We start from the raw sequence: 17302 nt of genomic DNA, 5'->3' as shown, positions 1-17302 counted from the left end.
GATGAATAACTCAATCAAACTCAAACGTAGACTGACTCAAACCCTCACTTACCTCTACTTGATTGGCTTATCAATCGTCATTATTTATCCACTTTTGATTACCATTATGTCAGCCTTCAAGTCTGGTAACGTGGTAGCCTTTAAACTAGATGGTAACGTCGATTTTAGTTTTGATAACTTTAAAGGACTCTTCACTGAAACCTTGTACGGCACTTGGTATCTCAATACCTTGATCATTGCCTTGATTACAATGGCTGTCCAAACAAGCATCATCGTACTTGCTGGTTATGCCTACAGTCGTTACAACTTCTTGGCTCGTAAACAAAGTTTGGTCTTCTTCTTGATCATCCAAATGGTACCAACAATGGCCGCTTTGACTGCCTTCTTCGTTATGGCCCTTATGTTGAATGCCCTTAACCATAGCTGGTTCCTCATCTTCCTATATGTTGGTGGTGGTATCCCAATGAACGCTTGGTTGATGAAAGGTTACTTCGACACAGTACCAATGTCTCTTGATGAATCAGCAAAACTTGATGGTGCAGGACACTTCCGTCGCTTCTGGCAAATTGTTCTCCCTCTTGTTCGCCCAATGGTTGCAGTACAAGCGCTCTGGGCCTTCATGGGACCTTTCGGAGACTATATCCTCTCTAGTTTCTTGCTTCGTGAGAAAGAATACTTTACAGTTGCCGTTGGTCTACAGACCTTTGTCAGCAATGTGAAAAACTTGAAGATTGCCTACTTCTCAGCAGGTGCTATCCTCATCGCCCTTCCAATCTGTATTCTCTTCTTCTTCCTACAAAAGAACTTTGTTTCAGGACTTACAAGTGGTGGCGACAAGGGATAATCTATCCCCGCCACCCTTTTTCATTTTGGATCTTGTTGCTAAAGCTGCAGGATTGGACACAAGATCGCAAATAGTAGCAAAATCCGCTTTTCAATCAGCAATTTATCTACTAGACTTGAAATAAAGCACATTTCTCTATATAATAATACTCATATAGAAAACACCTTTTAGAAAGATGCCTATGCTTCCATATCCATTCTCGTATTTCTCTAGTATCTGGGGATTTCGTAAGCCCCTGTCAAAACGTTTCGGACTCAACTGGTTTCAGCTTCTCTTTACGAGCATTTTCCTCATCAGCTTGTCTATGGTTCCGATTGCCATTCAAAACAGCTCACAGGAAACGTATCCACTGGATACCTTTATCGATAATGTTTATACACCGCTGACAGATGAAGCCATCATGGATTTGTCAGAGAATACACAAATCGTTGATGGAAAGCTGAACTACTCAGGTACGAAGAATCATCAGCCTTCTCTTTTAATTGGTCCAAGCCAAAGCAATGAATTTCCAAAGGACTTGCAACTTCATTTTGATACGGAAGAACTCGTCATCAGCAAGGAAAGTAAGGAACTGACTCGCATTCGCTACCACGCGATTCAAACGGAGAGTTTCCAGAGTAAGGAAGATCTTACCCAGGCCATTTCTAAAGACTGGTATCAACAAAACCGGGTCTATATCAGTCTCTTTCTCGTTCTTGGTGCAAGCTTTCTCTTTGGATTGAATTTCTTCATTGTCTCTCTTGGAGCTAGCTTTCTCCTTTATATCACTAAAAGATCACGCCTCTTTTCATTTAGGACCTTTAAAGAGTGCTACCATTTTATCTTGAACTGTTTAGGATTACCCACTCTGATTACGCTTATTTTGGGACTTTTTGGCCAAAATATGGCAACCCTTATCACTGTACAAAACATTCTTTTTGTTCTTTATCTGGTCACCATTTTTTACAAGACACACTTCCGTGATCCAGATTATCATAAATAGGAGATTTTTATGCCCGTTACGATTAAAGACGTGGCCAAGGCAGCAGGTGTCTCACCTTCAACTGTTACCCGCGTTATTCAAAACAAATCAACGATTAGTGATGAAACCAAAAAACGAGTTCGCAAGGCGATGAAGGAGCTCAACTACCACCCCAATCTCAATGCTCGTAGCTTGGTAAGTAGCTATACTCAAGTTATCGGCCTGGTGCTTCCTGACGACTCGGATGCCTTTTACCAAAATCCTTTCTTCCCATCTGTTCTACGAGGGATCGCCCAAGTGGCATCTGAGAACCACTATGCTATCCAGATTGCAACGGGGAAAGATGCAAAAGAGCGGCTCAAAGCTATTTCCCAGATGGTCTATGGTAAGCGTGTAGATGGTTTGATTTTCCTCTATGCCCAAGAAGAGGATCCTTTGGTTAAGCTAGTAGCAGATGAGCAATTTCCTTTCCTTATCTTAGGTAAATCTCTATCTCCCTTCATTCCGCTCGTCGATAATGACAATGTCCAGGCAGGTTTTGATGCAACAGAATATTTCATCAAAAAAGGATGCAAGCGAATTGCCTTCATCGGAGGAACCAAAAAACTTTTCGTAACACAAGATCGTCTAATGGGTTATGAGTTAGCTCTTAAACGATACCAACTTCCTATTGATCCAAATCTGACCTACTTTGCGACCGAATTTCTTGAAGATAATGGTTATCGCTTTAGTAAACTTCTCTTCGAGCATGATCCAAATATTGATGCTATTATTACTATTGATAGCCTTCTTGCTGCAGGGGTCTGTGATTACATCGTAAAACACCAACTGGATGTCCCTGTCCTCAGCTTTGACTCGGTCAACCCTAAACTGAACTTGGCAGCCTATGTGGATATCAATAGCTTAGAACTCGGGCGCGTTTCCTTTGAAACCATTCTCCAGATTATTAACGATGCCAAAAACAATAAACAGATTTGTTACCGCCAGTTGATTGGACACAAAATTATCGAAAAATAAAGACCAGCCTCAAGGCTGGTCTTTTGAGTATTATTAATTGTCTGTTTCTACGAATCGTCCTAGGATGTGGACATTTTCGGATACAGAGACAAAGGCTGTCGGATCGACCTGTTTCATGATGTGTTTAAAATCATTAAACTCTGCTCGCGTGATAACCGTAATCAAGACTGCTTTTCTCTCATGATTATAGGTTCCTTCTGCATCGTGGATCATGGTTGCTCCGCGGTGCAATTTTTTATGGATTTTTGCGATTACCTTGTCAGGATTATTGGTCACAATCATGGCCTGCATGCGCTTTTGCTTTGTAAAGACCGCGTCTGTCACACGACTGGAGACAAAGATGGTAATCATGGAGTAAAGGGCGTATTTCCAACCAAAGGTCAAACCTGCTATCAGCATGATGGTCCCATTTACCAGGAAAGAAATACTACCGACATTCTTACCCGTTTTCTTTCGAATGGTCAGACTGACGATATCTGTACCTCCGCTAGAAATATTGTTACGGAGCGCAAAACCAATTCCCAAGCCCATGACAACTCCCCCAAAAAGGGCATTGATGATGGGATCCTCTGTCAAAGTCACAACTGGCACAAGCTGGATAAAGAGGGAACTCATGGATACTGTGATAAAGGTAAAGATTGTAAACTTATGCCCAATCTGATACCAAGCCAAAATCATCAATGGAAAATTGATAGCATAAAAGGTTAGCGATATCGGAATATAAAAACCAAACCAGTGATTACTCAAAGCAGAGATAATCTGTGCCAGACCCGTCGCACCACTGGAGTAAACGTGCCCTGGTTGAAAAAAGAAATTGACTGCTACCGCTGACAAAAAGCCATAAACCAGAGAGGCCGATACTTTCTCATCATATTTTTCTCGAGAGATACTTTGTAAAACTCGTAAGATTTTTATCTGATAAGCAAAGCGGCGCAGATAATAGCGGCACCGCTTAATTTGTTTTGCTTGTTTCATCTTCTTCTACTTGTAAGCTGAGTTCCTCTAGTTGTTTGAGAGCGACTGTTGATGGAGCTTGTGTCATTGGGTCGGTTGCCTTGTTGTTCTTAGGAAAGGCAATGACTTCACGGATATTTTCTTCTCCTGCTAAGAGCATCACAAAACGGTCAAGTCCGATCGCCAAACCACCGTGTGGTGGGAAACCATAGTCCATGGCTTCAAGAAGGAAACCAAACTGGTCATTTGCTTCTTCAGCCGAGAAACCAAGAGCCTTAAACATGCGTTCTTGAAGGTCTTTTTGGTTGATACGAAGGCTACCACCACCAAGCTCATAACCGTTCAAGACGATATCGTAAGCAATGGCACGAACCTTAGCCAAATCACCTTCTAATTCGTGAGCTGTTTCTTCCTGTGGAAGGGTAAATGGATGGTGGGCACTCATGTAGCGGTCTTCTTCTTCAGACCATTCAAACATTGGCCAATCAACCACCCAAAGGAAGTTGAACTTATCGTTATCAATCAAGCCAAGCTCTTTGGCAATACGGCCACGAAGGGCACCTAGTGTTGCATTCGCCACTTCAAGCGTATCCGCCACAAAGAGAACCAAATCCTTGTCTTCAAGACCAAGCGCTGCAGTCAAGTCTGCTTGGATCCCAGTCAAGAACTTGGCAACCGGTCCGTTTAATTCTCCATCAACTACCTTGACCCAAGCAAGACCTTTGGCACCGTACTGTTTGGCTACTTCGGTCATCTTGTCAATGTCTTTACGTGAGTAGTTGTCTGCAGCTCCTTTGACTACAATGGCTTTAACGGCAGGTGCTTCTGAAAAGACTTTGAAATCAACACCCTTGACAACTTCTGTCAAGTCCTGAAGCAACATGTCAAAACGTGTATCTGGCTTGTCAGAACCGTAAAGGGCCATAGCATCGTCATACTTCATACGAGGGAAGGGAAGGGTTACTTCAATTCCTTTTGTTTCCTTCATCACGCGCGCAATCAAGCCTTCTGTGATATCTTGGATTTCTTGCTCCGTAAGGAAAGACGTTTCTAAGTCGACCTGGGTGAACTCAGGCTGACGGTCACCACGCAAGTCCTCGTCACGGAAACATTTAACGATTTGGTAATAGCGGTCGAAACCAGCATTCATCAAGAGCTGTTTCGTGATTTGTGGACTTTGAGGAAGGGCGTAGAAATGCCCTTTATTGACACGAGATGGCACCAAATAGTCACGCGCTCCTTCTGGTGTTGATTTAGAAAGGAATGGTGTTTCTACATCGATAAATTCCAACTCATCCAAGTAGTTGCGGATAGAATGAGTCACCTTAGCACGAAGTTTAAGATTTTCCAACATTTCTGGACGACGAAGGTCAAGGTATCGGTAACGCAAACGTGTATCGTCATTGGCCTCAATCCCATCTTTAATCTCAAAAGGTGTTGTTTTAGCTGTATTCAGCACTGTCAAAGCTGTCACGTTCAACTCAACCGCACCAGTCGGCAATTTATCATTGGCTTGCTCACGCGCAGCGACTTGTCCAGTCACCTCGATAACAAATTCGCTACGAAGACTTTCAGCTGTTGCCATAACCTCTGCAGAAACTTTTTTAGGGTTGATAACCAACTGCATGATCCCTTCACGGTCACGAAGGTCGATAAAGATCAAACCACCCAAGTCACGACGACGGCCAACCCATCCTTTCAAGGTCATTTCTTGTCCGATATGTTCCTCACGAACACGACCAGCATACATACTACGTTTCATTGTTTCTCTCCTCTTTTATTCTGTTACTATTTTACCATAAAAGCGCAAGCTCTTCATGAAAATCATCAGAAAAGTTTGATTGTCTTTAGAAATCAAAACGAACAGACAAAAAATCCGATGAAAACATTATCGGATTCTCTGATTATGATTCTTAACCTTTTTTACGCTTTTCAGCAATCTCAGCTGCCTTTTTAGGTAGAACAATCTCCGTCGCATAAGCCGAAGCAAAACGCAAGACACCTGCAATAGGCGCAAAGACAACTACTAGATAGTTGTAAAAGAAATCGCCTTTAAAGGCATAGGCAAGTGCCCCGATGATAAAGAAGAGAACGACCGCCTGTATCACTGCTAATAAAATTACTCGTTTCATGTGACCTCCTGACTCTATTATAGCATGAGTATCATCAAAAAGCCGATTAAATTATTCAAAGCGTGGAGAGAAATGCTATAAAGAAGACCTTTTCGGCTCACATAAGCCAGTCCCAAACTCAATCCCAGACTAGCATAAACTAAAAACTGTTGCAAAGTTCCTGGAAAATGAATCAAGGCAAAAAGCACACTCGATACGAGGAGAAACAGAGCTGTCTGTTTTCCGTTGTTCTGCTTAGGAAAGAGATAGCGCGCCAGCATCCCTCTAAAGATGAGTTCTTCCGTCAGAGGAGCAAAGACCACTACCATAAAGAAACCAAAGACAGGCTGAGCAACTGTCAGTTGTGATACGATTTGTTGATTGACTGACGGATCTTCTGGCAAAAAGAACTGGGCTGTAATCGCCACTAGCAAAACCAGAGTAGGCAACCAGATATAACGATTAAAAGCTGTTGTCTGGATGCTAACCTTTTCTGTCTGATACCATATGTAAACTCCATAAACATAGGCCCCTGACAGGGCGACATAAAGTGGCAAGACTCCAAAGATTGAAGCCCCTAGGTCAAGCGCCGATAAAGCCATACTCTGAACCAGACCATAGCCAAAGTAAAAGGATAGAATAGCTAGAAGAAACCAGCCAAGATTTTTAAGTAATTTCATAAAAGACTCCTATTTGAAATGAAGACTTAGCATTGTTATTCACATCATCTTGATAAAAATGTGGAATACAGTCGCAACTAAAAGGGCTAATAAGAGAATTCCTCTTGCAAAAATAGAAACGGTAGTAATGGTTTTATAAAGATATTTTTAAGCAAGCAAAAGCAATGTTGATCCTAGGAAAAAGAGAGTCAGGATATATTCCTGACCAGTTTATCTGTCATTAAAAGCCTAATTTTTCAAAGATTTCTGAGAAATTTTGATTGATAGCATCAAGTGACACTTGCACTTCTTCTCGTGTTTGGTTGTTTTTGACCGTCACTTGTCCGCTTTCAACTTCACTCTCGCCTAGCGTGATGAGGGTCTTAGCCGCAAAGATATCGGCGGACTTGAACTGAGCTTTGAGCTTCCGGTTGAGGTAATCACGCTCTGCTTTAAAACCTTGTTGGCGAAGGGCTTGTACCAATTCCAAGGCCTTGACATTTGCTCCTTCACCCAAGACTGCGATATAAACATCTAGAGCGTTTTCGATAGGGAGAGTCACACCTTGCTTTTCAAGGATGAGAAGCAGGCGCTCTACACCAAGTCCAAAGCCAAAGCCTGCAGTTTCAGGACCACCAAAGTAGGCAACCAAACCATCGTAACGACCACCCGCACAGACGGTCAAATCATTGCCCTCAATCTCAGTGATGAATTCGAAAATGGTGTGGTTGTAGTAGTCCAGACCACGCACCATATTGGTATCGATGATATAGTCTACACCCAGATTTTCCAACATCTGACGGACGGCATCAAAATGAGCTTGGCTTTCTTCATCAAGGAAATCCAAGATAGACGGTGCATTTTCTACTGCCACCTTGTCTTCTTTTTCCTTAGAGTCCAAGACACGGAGAGGATTTTCCTCCAAACGACGTTGGCTATCCTTAGACAAGGTCTCCTTGATCGGTGTCAAATAATCAATCAAGGCTTGACGGTAAGCCGCACGACTCTCAGGATTTCCAAGAGTGTTAAGATGCAATTTGACACCTTGGATGCCGATTTCTTTCAAGAAATGAGCTGCCATAGCGATGGTTTCCACATCGGTAGCTGGATTGCTAGAGCCAAAACACTCAACACCAATCTGGTGGAATTGGCGTAAACGCCCTGCCTGTGGACGCTCATAACGGAACATAGGGCCCATGTAATAGAACTTACTTGGCTTTTGCACTTCTGGTGCGAAGAGTTTATTTTCCACATAAGAGCGGACAACGGGCGCAGTTCCTTCTGGACGGAGGGTAATATGGCGGTCACCCTTGTCATAAAAATCGTACATTTCCTTGATAACGATATCCGTTGTATCTCCGACAGAGCGGCTGATGACCTCGTAATGCTCAAAAATAGGCGTGCGCACTTCTGCATAGTTATAGCGCTTGAAAATTTCACGGGCAAAGCCCTCAACGTACTGCCATTTAGCAGACTCAGCAGGTAAAATATCCTGCGTTCCTTTTGGTTTTTGTAATTTCATAGGGAATCCTCTTTAAACTTAATAGTCTTATTTTACCATAAATAGAGGGATTAAAACAGTATGAATAAAATTAGGATTTAGATATCATTTTTGAGATTAATAATTGTCAAAAGAATAGCTAGCAAGGAAAGACCAACAAATAACATCCAAGTCAACTGTATATTCCATACAGCTAGAAGTGAAAAACAAGCTGTTCCCACAGGTATGGATAAGGTAAACAATAAACCTAAAAAATTACTGGTACGAGCTAGAACATCTGGGGCTAGATTTTTCATGAGCATGGCACTAATCTTTGGTTGAACTTTACCAGACACATAGAGAGTTAAAAATAGAAATAGCAAACCAAGCACGACTTGATTGAATACATTAGCTAGACCAATTAGACTGAGTCCTACGGTCGCCCACATCATCAATCTAGGCAGGGACTGCTTCCCAAAATAATCATTGCCCGTAAGGCTACTGATGATGATTGCTACTAAAACACAGAATTGATTGATAAATAGTGCCTCTGTGTAAGAAAAATTCAAGAGAGAATGGCTCAAAAAGAAGATGTTATAGATGCTTCCTAAAGCCCCACCCAAGGCATTAATAAGCAAGACAGCAAAGATCATGAAACCAAAGTTTTTCTGTCCACCTTTAAGAAAAACGAGACGTAAATTTCGGTAAATTGTTAGGAACTGGTCTTTGATAGAAAGCTTCTCATTTTTTAGGTTTTCACCATCAGCAGATGACATTGACAGACTCAATTTGCTTTTTCCTAAAAAGAGAATAAAGGCTGATACTAGGAAAAAGCAGGCATTGATTCCCGCAACAAGGGAAAAATTGTTGACCGATAGACCTAAGAGCCAAACTCCAAAAGCTTGACCACCAATAGCTGAAATATATGTGATAAACTGGGAAAAAGAATAAGCTTCCATCAGATCCTTTTCAGCTACTTTTTCCTTAACGAGAGGCATTCGCAAACCACCAGCAAAATCACTGATCACATCACTGATGACATTGATCAAACACAGGCTAGAAAAGGCAAAGAGACTAGCTTGCTGAACAACTAGGGCTGCCAGAAAAAATAAAACCGCCTGAAACAAACCGCTATAGACCATCCATTTGACCTTTTCCCTTGTGTAATCTGCCCGAATCCCTACAAAAACTGTAAAGAGAGTCGGAAGAATCATGACAATATTCGCCGTAGCAACAGCAAAAGAGGCTTGTGGCAAGGTCGATGCATAAACGACAAATACTAGGTTAAAAATCGAAGCACCAAAGGCATTGAAGAAGCGCGACAAAGTCAAGAGTCGATAAGCTTGATTTCTAAACAATAGTTTCATAGGTAATCTCCCTTCTTGTTATAATCCCTATATGAAGTATGACTATAGTATAGCACTTAGAAATTGAAAGGGAAAACTTTTGAATATATGCAACACACAAAATGAGCAAAGAAACGATAGAACTTTTGTAACGACCTGAGAGTAGTCAAAAGTTCTATCGCTTAAAATTTCAAATTATTTTCTTAGTTTGCAGATATTCAACAATCGGGTGTATTTCTATAGTATTCGGCAGATTTGTTACAGCCAAGCATCTCAAAAATACGGACAGCATCTTCCATCTTTTTTTGTCCTTCCTTAACTCTGCCTTGCTTGCTATCAAGGAGACCTTCCGCCCACAAATAGACAATTCGGAAATAGGTCTCGTTTTCCTTGTAGAAATGCTCTTCGATAACACGTTTAAAATAATAGGCATTGGTAAATTCTTCACACTCAATGCTGGCTAAAAAACCATTCAATAGCATAGTATGAAAAAGGTTTCGGTTGCCCTTCGTCTCCATTAGAAAATCAGATTTTCGGACCATTTCTCGTACATATCTAGTAAAAAGAGGAACAGATAAAAGTGGGGAACTAACTGAGAACAAATTGAGTTCATAGTTCCCCCAAATCTCGGTAGAAAACAGGTAATCATGAAGGACTTCCCCTTCCTCTCTTGTTAACTCTACCGTTTCATCCATGCTCTTCATATAAGACTTGATCATAATGGCATTTAGAATATGTTTCTGTTTGTTTTGAGAATTGGCATACTTTTGATACTCCTTACGATACAAGTCTTCGAGAGGCGCTATGTTCTTTGGATCCAAGATATCTGTGATTTCTTTTCTCAACTCAGAATCTGTATCATAGTGACAACCTCTAGCCAGAAAGAGGATTTCCTCCACACTGGCAGATATATTTTCCAGTGCAAATAGAAACTTTTCCACCGAAAGCTCACTCTGACCTGTTTCAAATCGGGATAACATAGACGGCGAAAATTGTCCCCCAGTTGCTTGTCTCAGCGAGATATTTCTTGACTCTCGTAATTGTCTAAAGACTTTTCCAATCTGCTCCATAGACTTCCCCTTAATTGAGTATTTTCTTCATTTTATCATATTTTTCAGAAAATTCATCAAAAACTTGCCAAATTGTCAGAATTATGAGAAAATAGAGGATATTTATCACGTGGAGGGACTGTAATGAGAGAGGATATCAAAATCAATGACCGTGCTTTGGCCTTGCAAGACCAAATTATCGAAAAACTAGAGAAGGTTTTTGATACAGATGTGGAATTGGATGTTTACAATCTAGGACTGATTTATGAAATCAATCTGGACGAAACAGGCCTCTGCAAGATTGTCATGACCTTCACCGACACCGCCTGCGATTGCGCCGAAAGCCTGCCTATTGAAATCGTCGCAGGTCTAAAACAAATCGAAGGTATCGAGGACGTCAAGGTTGAAGTTACCTGGTCGCCTGCCTGGAAGATCACACGAATCAGTCGCTACGGCCGTATTGCCCTTGGACTGCCACCTCGTTAATGAGGCAAATCACTTTTGAAGATAAAAAGAAGCAAGCCGAGGATGGCTTGCTTTTTGATACTCAATGAAAATCAAAGAGCAAACTAGGAAACTAGCCGCAGGCTGTACTTGAGTACGGCAAGGCGACGTTGACGTGGTTTGAATTTGATTTTCGAAGAGTATGAGTTTACTTTTTACCTGACTTGTCCATATTCCAGAAGTCTGTCACGGCTCCACGAGAAGCGGATGATACGATATGGGCGTATTTACCGAGGACACTGCTAACGATCGAAGAGTAATAAAGTAAAGGCCATGCAAGAGTTTTGGCTCCTGCATGGTCTGTGTTGTTATTTATCTCATTGCCAATTCAAATGCTTTTTCAAATATACTGTCATCGAGAGGCTTGTGTAGTTCTCGTTTAAGTTGGAAACAAGTCGATTGATATTTCTTCGATCTACGTCCTTTGGATTTAATTTTTGCACTGTCGGGAAAATCTTTTTTGAACTTATCAAAAGCAATACGCCAATATTGACTCATATTTAGAATCGATTCGTATATTTCAAACAGCTCATCATTCGTAAAAACCGATGTATCCTTGCTTTTCAAATATAGGTGTAAGCCTTTTTCAAATTCACGCCAGTCATCTTCACGGATTTTCTCTTTTTTATTTCTAATCCACTCAAATATTCTTTCATCTTCTCTATTGAGAACTCTATCAAGAATATCTTGCCATTGGCGCCAAGAAAGTTTTTCTACTACTTCTTGATCAAATTGCGACAATCTATAGCACTGACCATAGAAACTACGGGTTTCAGCATTCTTACTTTCATCTCTGCGACGATTTTCTTTCGTAGCAAATGTTTTGATTTCATCCCAAAATTGTTTGCGTTCAGAAGCAGATATATTATATTTAGTTAGTAATTCTCCCAGAAATTTACCCAGATTGTATTTGTACAACACACTTTTACCATATACCTCCTCTAGATCTGCTTCAATTTGAGGGATTTCTTGTTCAAGTGCATTTTTAATCTCATCTATAGTGGCAATTTCTTTTGCGGTAAGTAGACCCTTATATACTAGATTACCATCTTTATCCAATGATACCACGTGTTTCATAAAAACTCCCCTTATTTAAGACTTTCATAATAAACACTTTCCACTTTCTGAAGTACTTTATCAGCAGCTTCTTGTGGCTCAAGACCAATAAACCCATCTCCAAATATATCATATTTACCTTCATCTAGATAGAGCAGAACATACTGTTTCAACATTTGTTCGCGAAGATAATCATGTCGAAAATCCGGATAATCAGCCACACTATTGTATGCTGGATGTTCAATATTTATAGTGATTTTTCTATCATTTCCCGGAGTTCGCCACGAGCGCTCAAAATTATTTTTTGATTTGGAAAGTTCGATCCTAAACGACTCTCTCTTTCCATTCTTTTCATCCATATTTAGGAAAATTTTAAAATGATAAGAAGTTATTTTATCGCCCTTTTCATAGATTGGATCGTCTTCATTTGCTATCAGTCTTGCCCGAAGTTCCAATGTGCCTTCGGAAAGATAAGGTTCGTATGTGTCTTTATCAAAGACAATCTCATCTAAATAAGGGGTAATCTGATCTTCGAATGGAGGAATTATACCTGTAAGTGACAGTACGTCAACTATTTTAGGACATGTTTTATCACTTGCATTTGCTTTGTGGATGCTTACATTCAAACGATAATTTAATGTGTGATTTCGCTTATTCTCAATCTTCCAGCATACTTTACGAACAGCTTCACCAAAATTTACACGACGACTGCCTTGGACAGGGAACAAACATTCATGCAGTGTCAAGCCAACAGTTTCACGAGAGGTATCTGGCTTATCTATGTCAAAGAAATACGGAAGAACTTTTGTCTTTTCTTTACCACTACCAATAACCTTAACAGATAGAACAATACGATTTTCTGCATATTGCTTTGAATTCTTTTTCGTAACCGTATGGATTTTATCCATACGATGTACTGTGTTTGCTTTTACTGTTATCTCTCCGGCATCAATCTGATGTAGAACCGAACGGTTTTCAGGGTCGACCACTAAAATTTTATAATCAAATTTCTTGTCTGTTGTATAGGAATTCTTTATTCTAACAGAAAAAGCAATTTCATCACCGGATGTAACTTTTTCTGTCTCTGCCACAGGATAGCGAATATCTTGCCAACGAACATCAAAATCAGGCTTTTGTGGACCTGTGCCAAGATTTTCAAATTCAAGGTTATCAAATAGATCTTGAAGTTCTTCTGCGATTGATTGCAATTCATCATTAAGTTTTTTATCTTCAGTCTTATTATCCTTTATGAATCCCCATTTAACCATGTTTTCGTGGAATTTATTATTGCAGTAGTTCTTCAAATTCTGATAAGTATTAGTATGTTTCTTTCCCTTACTCACACCGAAATGAACCTTATCCTCAATATCAGAGAGTTCATCTTCCCAAAGCTCATCTACCTCTACATATCCCCAAAATTTTCCTTCAACATCTTTAGGAATATCCTTGATGTCAATCTCGCCAATTTTCATTCCCTTGCGATAATAAGAGAGTCCAGACCATATATTTCCGCCATCTTCGAAGACATATAATCCGAAGTGCTTGACTTTATACCCCTGAGAATAACTTTCTGGTTTTTGCAATTCATACGCTCGTCGTGTTTTTTTAATATCATCAGGAACTGTAATAGGAACATTATTTACAGTAATAGCAGAGCCTGCTGGCAAACGCTCAATAATTAACCACCAGGACTCTTGGATAAGTGGAACGAGTTCTCCACTTGTTATGGATTCAACCAATTCGTCTTTTGGTTTTTCAATTATGATTCGAGTACCAACGGTTTTCTTCTCGTCTAAACCTGTGTTCTCTTTAATATATTTTTTGGCTTCAGATCCTTCATAAGCGATAGAATTAACTTGGCCACCTTTATTGACATTTGATACATACATTCCATCTTCACGGAGTGAATCATAATAATAAGTATAGGTTTTAGAAGCAACAGAGTAAACACTCTTACCAGCACCAAAAAGGCCACCTCCAGTAGTATTACCACCGGAATTAAACATTGAGGTGAAACGCGAAAGCCGTTCCTCTGGAGGTAGAACTTTACCTTCTGCCATCAGTTCATTAATCTGTTCAGCGGGAGTATTATTTCCAGTCAAACCCACGGTTCCAGAGTCCTCGACGACAACATATCTGCCCCGGTCATTTTCAATTAAAGAAATATCACATCTCCAATTTTTCCAATTTTTTGTTGGTCTTGCACCAACAGCATTCTGTATCGCATCCTTTTGAAAACCATTCGGGAAGGTTACACCTGCATCAGTGTATGCGCCTAGGATCCAGTCTACATTATTTCTGTAATTTTGTGGTATTGAAGTAAAAACCATGGAAGTTCCTCCTTAATCTAATGTAAAACGAGAACCTTTTTTGCTCTCTGATTTGTTGAATTTTTTCTTAGTTTCACGAACTTCGGATTCGATTGCAGCAAATATTTTATCAACATCTTGTTGAGTGTAATCATATGTGCTTAAATTCGAGCAGTTACCAAGAAGTTGTAGCATATCAATTATTTTGTTAGTACGTGCTTCAGCAAGCCTAATAAACTTCTCACGTTTAGTTTCCTGTTTTTTGCCCATAATGGGAACCTCCATTTTTCGTATGTTACCTAAAGTATATCATTTATATTTTATATAGTCAACAATATTTGCAATATATTCTAAATATATTACAAATATATTTATTAATAATTATTACGAAAGCAAATAATAAAAAAATACCACGAAATATTCAGTGAAAATCGCGGTATTTTTTATTATTGTTTAATTATTGTAAATATTTAAAGATTAAATCTGCAATTCCTTTGGCTAATAGTGGTGGCACGGCGTTTCCAACTTGCTGATATTGGGAATCTTTAGTGCCAATAAACTCGAAGGAATCAGGGAAAGACTGAAGTCTTGCTGCTTCTCTGACAGTTATTGCTCTATCCAGTATTGGATGTATCCACATGGATTTACGAACATTTACCACTGTTCCACTAGGTTTATTTGGGTCAAGCCTCAAATATATTGTGTTCTGTGTCCTTTCGGGTTTTGAATATGTATCCTTATCTTCAATACCAAGACTGTGGAAATTCTTTCCTTGTTTAATTTTCTTGAAACGCTCTAATGCTTTATCTGTGCTTTTCGTTGTTATATGGTTTTTAACACTCTTACTACCCTTGCGCATAGAGCGAGCATAGCTACTTATACCTTTTTTTTCTACATAAGGGATTGGAGTATAGTGTAGTTTATAGCCAACCTCATAATTCGAAAGATCTAAAATTGCCTCACCTACAGTAGGAATTTTATTGGCTATAGTTTCATTTGGCAAAATCAAATCAATATCTTTGTCTATGTATATATCGCGTCTTATTCCTACAACTATATACCTTCGACGTTCCTGTGGGACACCAAACCATTTGGCATTAAATACATTACCTTTTTGAATATATTCGTCTCCAAGAATCGCATTAATATAATCAATAACAGAATATGAATTAACTATAAAACGCAAACCATCTTCAGCGGAATATTCATAATTCCCAATTAATTCGTTTTCGGTTATTTCTGAAATGGACTTTATCAGCTTTTGTAAACCGACTATGTAGTCCAATTCCTCAGATGCTTTTTCAGGACGGCTATTCTCTAACTCACATTTTATTGTTTCTAATTTTGATATTATTTGTTGCTTTGCTGTTGAATTAGCAAAATCTTCGCTACAGATATATGAATTAATTAGTTTTTCAATTGTAGCTTTATTTTTTAAAAGAAAGTTTGGCAGTCTTCTTGGATTATTGATATTTTTTTGCAATACAGATAAAAGATGTGTTAACTGTTTCGGAATAAATATTTCTCTCAAGTCGGACTCAGGTAGTCTACACATATCTATACCATCAAACGAAACTTTTGATAGTACTAATGTATCCATTCTTTTTGGGATATCATATCCATTTGCGATAAGTGAGTCTATTTCATCGTTATCTTTGCGGGATTCATAAAATCTGTGGGTTTCTGACTCAAGCATGCTAACATTTTCCATAACAAAAGCTTTCGGACGAATTTGTCGGATAGCTCTGAAGTATTCTTTAACTAAGCTGTTATTCATGCTAATCAAATGATTTTTTTGCCTATTAGCATTTGAAAATCCTTGACAAGGAGGTCCGCCTATTACAACATCAATTGAGTTTTCAAATCTTGAGTTTAGGGTTGAAAAATCATAATCAATAACATTTTCTATAAATTCAAAGTTATCATTATCTTTTGTAATGTTAGTCTTATAAGTTTCTCGTGCATTTTTATTAATTTCCGCAGCAGCAACAATCTGATATTTTCCGGTCATAAGAAATCCAAGACTTAATCCTCCTGCACCTGCAAATAAATCAATTGTTTTTATCATATTGAATACCTCGTTATTCTGCATCGGTAATTCGATTGTTTTTTCGAATCCACGAATCAACTTCGCTAATCTTAAATTTCCATTTTCTTTCTATTTTATAGGCAGGAAGATTCTGCGTGTGAATCATCTTTTTTACAGTATCTCTGCTTAGACCAAGATGCTTACAAAGTTCCTCCATTGATGCCCATTTTTCTTCGTTGTTCATCGGGTACCTCCTTAATTTCTAATCATTTTATCATAGATTAGTCTAAAAAACAATTAGCTTTATTACAATATATAGTGTTTTATTACTAATAACTACTAAAAATGGCTAAAAACAAAAAACTACTGATAAATGTATTCAGTAGGATTTCTCATTTTCTAAATCTTTTTTCAAAAAACGTCAGATTTTTTGTTTTATCAAGCCCATCTTATAGAGGGAAATAGCAAGATGGTCCTCGGAAAGGAGGAATAGACGCTGTACGAAAAACTGCCACAGGAGCTCATGTTGATGGATGCAGGAATTTAAAAGCTTGATATTCATATAGAATGACTCTATATAGATAATGTTGCTTACAAAATTAGCTGAAAAAGAACCGAATCAACCTGAAAGTCGTAAGACTGAACTCAAAACTTTTATCACTACCTGCCAAGAGCAACAGTTGAACGTGAATTAATTTTTGATATTGTGCATAACTTCATAGACATCATGGATCAGACTACTGAGATCATCCGCACTTTCGTTGCGAAAATAGTGGATATGAAAATAAAAAAGGTTCCTGGAACAAGAACAAAAAGCAAACTATTATTCATTTGAACTACATTAGGGAAGTCCATATACCTAATACAAAAGGGAAAACGGCATAGCCGGAAATCAATCCGATTATGCCGTTATTCTTTTAAAGAATAAAATCCCATTTTTGGCTTGCTTTTTGAGTTTACTTTTTACCTGACTTGTCCATATT

The 17302-nt window shown here is 39.0% G+C and carries 16 protein-coding genes; 4 read left to right on the top strand and 12 right to left on the bottom strand.

Annotated elements, in window-relative coordinates:
- Position 1: 1 nt before the first annotated feature.
- The 3 genes from HMPREF2991_RS00555 (at position 2) to HMPREF2991_RS00545 (ending at position 2822) form a co-directional block, all read left to right on the top strand.
- Positions 2-844 carry a sugar ABC transporter permease gene (locus tag HMPREF2991_RS00555; RefSeq protein ID WP_001065651.1) on the top strand — a complete coding sequence of 281 codons (843 nt, stop codon included), beginning with the start codon at positions 2-4 and terminating at the stop codon, positions 842-844.
- Positions 845-1025: 181 nt separating this feature from the next.
- On the top strand, positions 1026-1826 hold the full coding sequence (locus HMPREF2991_RS00550; RefSeq protein WP_070567174.1) for a DUF1189 domain-containing protein: 801 nt from the start codon (positions 1026-1028) through the stop codon (positions 1824-1826).
- Between the two features lie 9 nt (positions 1827-1835).
- Positions 1836-2822 carry a LacI family DNA-binding transcriptional regulator gene (locus tag HMPREF2991_RS00545; protein ID WP_009729491.1) on the top strand — a complete coding sequence of 329 codons (987 nt, stop codon included), beginning with the start codon at positions 1836-1838 and terminating at the stop codon, positions 2820-2822.
- A 33-nt stretch (positions 2823-2855) separates the two neighbouring features.
- Here HMPREF2991_RS00545 and HMPREF2991_RS00540 read toward each other — a convergent pair whose 3' ends face one another.
- The 7 genes from HMPREF2991_RS00540 to HMPREF2991_RS00510 form a co-directional block, all read right to left on the bottom strand.
- Positions 2856-3797, bottom strand: a complete 942-nt coding sequence (locus HMPREF2991_RS00540; RefSeq protein ID WP_000806269.1) for a YitT family protein — start codon at positions 3795-3797, stop codon at positions 2856-2858.
- On the bottom strand, positions 3775-5538 hold the full coding sequence (aspS, locus tag HMPREF2991_RS00535; RefSeq protein ID WP_070567172.1) for an aspartate--tRNA ligase: 1764 nt from the start codon (positions 5536-5538) through the stop codon (positions 3775-3777). Before aspS ends, HMPREF2991_RS00540 begins: the two co-directional genes overlap by 23 nt.
- Before the next feature lie 151 nt (positions 5539-5689).
- Positions 5690-5908, bottom strand: coding sequence for a hypothetical protein (locus tag HMPREF2991_RS00530; RefSeq protein ID WP_070567171.1), 219 nt, complete (start codon positions 5906-5908; stop codon positions 5690-5692).
- A gap of 17 nt (positions 5909-5925) precedes the next feature.
- A complete protein-coding gene (locus HMPREF2991_RS00525; RefSeq protein WP_000771207.1) occupies positions 5926-6567 on the bottom strand; it encodes a CPBP family intramembrane glutamic endopeptidase in 642 nt (213 codons plus the stop codon).
- A 220-nt stretch (positions 6568-6787) separates the two neighbouring features.
- A complete protein-coding gene (hisS, locus tag HMPREF2991_RS00520) occupies positions 6788-8068 on the bottom strand; it encodes a histidine--tRNA ligase (RefSeq protein ID WP_070567169.1) in 1281 nt (426 codons plus the stop codon).
- Positions 8069-8145: 77 nt separating this feature from the next.
- The gene (locus HMPREF2991_RS00515; RefSeq protein WP_070567168.1) at positions 8146-9393 is read right to left on the bottom strand and encodes an MFS transporter; all 1248 of its coding nucleotides are present in this window, start codon (positions 9391-9393) and stop codon (positions 8146-8148) included.
- 197 nt (positions 9394-9590) lie between these two features.
- The gene (locus HMPREF2991_RS00510; protein WP_070567165.1) at positions 9591-10442 is read right to left on the bottom strand and encodes a helix-turn-helix domain-containing protein; all 852 of its coding nucleotides are present in this window, start codon (positions 10440-10442) and stop codon (positions 9591-9593) included.
- Between the two features lie 123 nt (positions 10443-10565).
- Here HMPREF2991_RS00510 and HMPREF2991_RS00505 point away from each other — a divergent pair, with 123 nt between their 5' ends.
- Positions 10566-10907: a metal-sulfur cluster assembly factor gene (locus tag HMPREF2991_RS00505; protein ID WP_001206380.1), complete on the top strand. Its 342-nt coding sequence runs from the start codon at positions 10566-10568 to the stop codon at positions 10905-10907.
- Positions 10908-11237: 330 nt separating this feature from the next.
- Here the strand turns inward: HMPREF2991_RS00505 and HMPREF2991_RS00500 are convergent, their stop codons facing one another.
- From HMPREF2991_RS00500 to HMPREF2991_RS00480, 5 genes are all read right to left on the bottom strand, one after another.
- The gene (locus HMPREF2991_RS00500; protein ID WP_070567162.1) at positions 11238-12002 is read right to left on the bottom strand and encodes an ATP-dependent helicase; all 765 of its coding nucleotides are present in this window, start codon (positions 12000-12002) and stop codon (positions 11238-11240) included.
- Between the two features lie 11 nt (positions 12003-12013).
- On the bottom strand, positions 12014-14311 hold the full coding sequence (locus HMPREF2991_RS00495; protein WP_070567151.1) for a hypothetical protein: 2298 nt from the start codon (positions 14309-14311) through the stop codon (positions 12014-12016).
- Between the two features lie 12 nt (positions 14312-14323).
- Complete coding sequence (locus tag HMPREF2991_RS00490; protein ID WP_070567148.1) at positions 14324-14560, bottom strand: hypothetical protein; 237 nt, start codon at positions 14558-14560, stop codon at positions 14324-14326.
- Positions 14561-14747: 187 nt separating this feature from the next.
- A complete protein-coding gene (locus HMPREF2991_RS00485) occupies positions 14748-16358 on the bottom strand; it encodes a DNA cytosine methyltransferase (RefSeq protein WP_070567196.1) in 1611 nt (536 codons plus the stop codon).
- A 13-nt stretch (positions 16359-16371) separates the two neighbouring features.
- Positions 16372-16563: a helix-turn-helix domain-containing protein gene (locus HMPREF2991_RS00480; protein ID WP_070567145.1), complete on the bottom strand. Its 192-nt coding sequence runs from the start codon at positions 16561-16563 to the stop codon at positions 16372-16374.
- Between the last annotated feature and the right edge of the window lie 739 nt (positions 16564-17302).

The organism is Streptococcus sp. HMSC072D07 (assembly GCF_001814835.1).
Classification (GTDB): domain Bacteria; phylum Bacillota; class Bacilli; order Lactobacillales; family Streptococcaceae; genus Streptococcus.
Note: the sequence above shows the minus strand (reverse complement) of the source record. Positions and strands in the feature narration are given on the sequence as shown.

Excerpts from the sequence above, each read along its gene's own strand:
- HMPREF2991_RS00555 (WP_001065651.1), top strand. The coding sequence starts at position 2 with ATGAATAACTCAATCAAACTCAAACGTAGACTGACTCAAACCCTCACT.
- HMPREF2991_RS00550 (WP_070567174.1), top strand. The coding sequence starts at position 1,026 with ATGCTTCCATATCCATTCTCGTATTTCTCTAGTATCTGGGGATTTCGT.
- HMPREF2991_RS00545 (WP_009729491.1), top strand. The coding sequence starts at position 1,836 with ATGCCCGTTACGATTAAAGACGTGGCCAAGGCAGCAGGTGTCTCACCT.
- HMPREF2991_RS00540 (WP_000806269.1), bottom strand. The coding sequence starts at position 3,797 with ATGAAACAAGCAAAACAAATTAAGCGGTGCCGCTATTATCTGCGCCGC.
- aspS (WP_070567172.1), bottom strand. The coding sequence starts at position 5,538 with ATGAAACGTAGTATGTATGCTGGTCGTGTTCGTGAGGAACATATCGGA.
- HMPREF2991_RS00530 (WP_070567171.1), bottom strand. The coding sequence starts at position 5,908 with ATGAAACGAGTAATTTTATTAGCAGTGATACAGGCGGTCGTTCTCTTC.
- HMPREF2991_RS00525 (WP_000771207.1), bottom strand. The coding sequence starts at position 6,567 with ATGAAATTACTTAAAAATCTTGGCTGGTTTCTTCTAGCTATTCTATCC.
- hisS (WP_070567169.1), bottom strand. The coding sequence starts at position 8,068 with ATGAAATTACAAAAACCAAAAGGAACGCAGGATATTTTACCTGCTGAG.
- HMPREF2991_RS00515 (WP_070567168.1), bottom strand. The coding sequence starts at position 9,393 with ATGAAACTATTGTTTAGAAATCAAGCTTATCGACTCTTGACTTTGTCG.
- HMPREF2991_RS00510 (WP_070567165.1), bottom strand. The coding sequence starts at position 10,442 with ATGGAGCAGATTGGAAAAGTCTTTAGACAATTACGAGAGTCAAGAAAT.
- HMPREF2991_RS00505 (WP_001206380.1), top strand. The coding sequence starts at position 10,566 with ATGAGAGAGGATATCAAAATCAATGACCGTGCTTTGGCCTTGCAAGAC.
- HMPREF2991_RS00500 (WP_070567162.1), bottom strand. The coding sequence starts at position 12,002 with ATGAAACACGTGGTATCATTGGATAAAGATGGTAATCTAGTATATAAG.
- HMPREF2991_RS00495 (WP_070567151.1), bottom strand. The coding sequence starts at position 14,311 with ATGGTTTTTACTTCAATACCACAAAATTACAGAAATAATGTAGACTGG.
- HMPREF2991_RS00490 (WP_070567148.1), bottom strand. The coding sequence starts at position 14,560 with ATGGGCAAAAAACAGGAAACTAAACGTGAGAAGTTTATTAGGCTTGCT.
- HMPREF2991_RS00485 (WP_070567196.1), bottom strand. The coding sequence starts at position 16,358 with ATGATAAAAACAATTGATTTATTTGCAGGTGCAGGAGGATTAAGTCTT.
- HMPREF2991_RS00480 (WP_070567145.1), bottom strand. The coding sequence starts at position 16,563 with ATGAACAACGAAGAAAAATGGGCATCAATGGAGGAACTTTGTAAGCAT.